2 protein-coding genes are annotated in these 2,631 nt (G+C 35.5%); both read right to left on the bottom strand.

Annotated elements, in window-relative coordinates; translation table 11 throughout:
• Positions 1-173: 173 nt before the first annotated feature.
• Positions 174-1,262 (bottom strand): type IV pilus twitching motility protein PilT, encoded by a 1,089-nt coding sequence (locus SULYE_RS07560; protein WP_007548134.1) that lies wholly within the window; start codon positions 1,260-1,262, stop codon positions 174-176.
• A gap of 99 nt (positions 1,263-1,361) precedes the next feature.
• Positions 1,362-2,631 (bottom strand): GspE/PulE family protein (locus SULYE_RS07555; protein WP_007548133.1); only part of this gene is annotated, 1,270 nt, incomplete at its 5' end.

Below are 2,631 nucleotides of genomic sequence, written 5' to 3'. Positions count from 1 at the left end.
CGTACCACCACCTTTTGACTTTTCTTTTTCCTTTGTGGATTTTAGTTTTATTTTTACATCAACAAAGCCCTGATTTTTCAAAATATCTTCTGCTTCTTCAATAGACTCTGCTGTTATTGTACCTGTTTTTTTTATACCGAATTTATCCCTTCCTTCATAAGTAAATGTAGCCATTATCTAACTCCCAAAGTAGCCATTAGCCTTTTAAGCTCTTCTGGGTCCGGTGATACTCTTAGAGCGTCTTCTGTGGTAATAAGTTTATTTCTTAATGCTTTTATTAAAGATTGGTTCATTGTTTGCATACCACTTTCAGCTTGTCCTGTCTGCATTAGACCATAAATCTGGTGAATTTTATTTTCTCTAATCAAGTTTCTTATTGCAGTGTTTGGAACTAAGACCTCATGAATAAGAACTCTTCCGCCACCAATTTTAGGTAAAAGCCTTTGAGATATAACACCTTGAAGAACAAAGCTTAATTCTGTTCTTATCTGATCTTGCTCCTCCATAGGAAATACGTTTATTATTCTGTTAATAGTTTGAACAGCTGTGTTCGTGTGCAGTGTTCCAAATACTAAGTGACCAGTTTCTGCCGCAGTCAGTGCTGCCCTTATAGTCTCTAAATCTCTCATTTCACCAACAAGTATAACGTCCGGGTCTTCCCTCAAAGCATATTTTAATGCAAGAGCAAAAGAATCTGTATCCGTTCCTACTTCTCTTTGTGCTATGACGGATTTTTTATGTTGGTATATATATTCTATAGGGTCCTCGATGGTTATTATATGGTGAGGAAAGTTTGTGTTTATGTAATCTATCATGGATGCTAAGGTTGTAGTTTTACCTGAACCTGTTGGACCAGTAACAAGAACCAGTCCCATAGTAAGATGACATAAGTCTCTAACTTTTGGGATTAATCCCAGCTCTTCCATTGGTTTAATTTCATAAGGAATTCTTCTTAGTGCTGCTGCAACCGTTCCTCTTTGATAAAATATGTTTACCCTAAACCTTCCAATACTTTTAATTCCAAAAGAAAAATCAAGCTCTTTCTTTTCTTCAAAAGTTTTTTTCTGTTTTTCGTTCATAAAAGAATATATAAGTGCTTGTGTATCCTTGGGAGTCATTGGTGGATATCCGGGTATTGGCATTAATTTTCCGTCAACTCTGATTGTAGGCGGAACGCCGGCAGTTATATGAATGTCGGAAGACCTCATCTCAACAGCAGTTTTTGCTATTTCATCAATTCTAAAAGATTTAGTTTCTTCCATTTTTTACCTCCGTTTTTAACGTGAGACGTGAGACGTTTAACGTGAGACGTAAGTAGGTTATTCTTTATTAATAGAGTCCTACGTTTCACCTTTCACGTCTCACTTCATTAATACTCTCTCTATTTCTGCTATATCTGTTATACCTTTTTTCATTTTTATCAATCCATCTTTGTAAAGAGTCCTCATGCTCGCTTTTACTGCCATCTCTCTCAATTCGTCAGCTGTTTTACCTTCGTTTATAACCTTTCTTATATTTTCGTCCAATCTTAAAATTTCATGAACTGCCGTTCTTCCTTTATACCCTGTGCCGCCACATTTATCACAACCTTTTGGATGATGGACAAAAAATTGCCCTGTTTGTATATCCTCATCTGAAAATCCAAAAGTTTTTAAAACTTCAGGAGTATAATTAGCAGGTTGTTTACAATTATTGCATAATTTTCTAATAAGTCTTTGAGCGATTATTGTATGGACTGCTGTAGAAACTAAAAATCTATCAACTCCTATATCCACTAATCTTGTTATAGTTGACGGTGCATCGTTTGTATGGAGAGTAGAAAATACTAAGTGTCCTGTCAATGCCGCCTTTACTGCTATTTCAGCAGTTTCTCTATCTCTTATCTCACCAACTAAAATTATATCCGGGTCTTGTCTTAAAAATGCTCTTAGAGCTGTCGCAAATGTAAGTCCTATCTCTTCTTTTACATGGACTTGATTGATACCCGGAATTGATACTTCAACAGGGTCTTCTGCTGTCATTATATTAACATCGTCTGTATTTCTTTCCATCAACGCAGAGTATAAAGTGGTAGTTTTACCTGAACCTGTTGGACCTGTAACAAGAACCATACCCCATGGGGAATATATAGCTTCTCTTACAAGTTTAAGGTCATCTTCTTCAAATCCTAAATCTTCAAGTTTCACATTTAAATAACTCTCTGCGTCTTGAAGACGCATAACAATTTTTTCTCCATAAACCGTTGGAAGAGTAGAAACCCTTAAGTCGTATTTTCTATTATTTACTTTAAATCTAATCCTACCGTCTTGTGGAAGTCTTTTCTCTGAAATATCTAAATTTGCAAGTATCTTTACCCTTGCAGCAATTGCATCTTTAATATGTGAAGGCCAACTTTTATAAGTTCTCAATATACCATCAACTCTAAATCTGATTTTTAGTTCTTTTTCCATAGGTTCTATATGAATGTCTGAAGCACCTAAGTTTATAGCTTCAGCTATGATTGCATTTACTGCTTTTACAATCGGACTGTCTTGTGCTTCTTTTGACAAATCTTCCAGAGATAACTCTTCTTCTTGTTCTTCGTCAGTCTGCACGTCAACATTCAGCTCTATTTCATCTAAAAGCTTTTTA

The sequence above is a fragment of the Sulfurihydrogenibium yellowstonense SS-5 genome (genome assembly GCF_000173615.1).
Classification (GTDB): Bacteria; Aquificota; Aquificia; order Aquificales; family Hydrogenothermaceae; genus Sulfurihydrogenibium; species Sulfurihydrogenibium yellowstonense.
The sequence above is the reverse complement of the archived record's forward strand: the minus strand, read 5'-3'. Positions and strand labels throughout refer to the sequence as shown.

What these genes read in the sequence shown, in the direction of transcription:
- SULYE_RS07560 (WP_007548134.1), bottom strand. Translation starts at nt 1,262, where the DNA reads ATGGAAGAAACTAAATCTTTTAGAATTGATGAAATAGCAAAAACTGCT.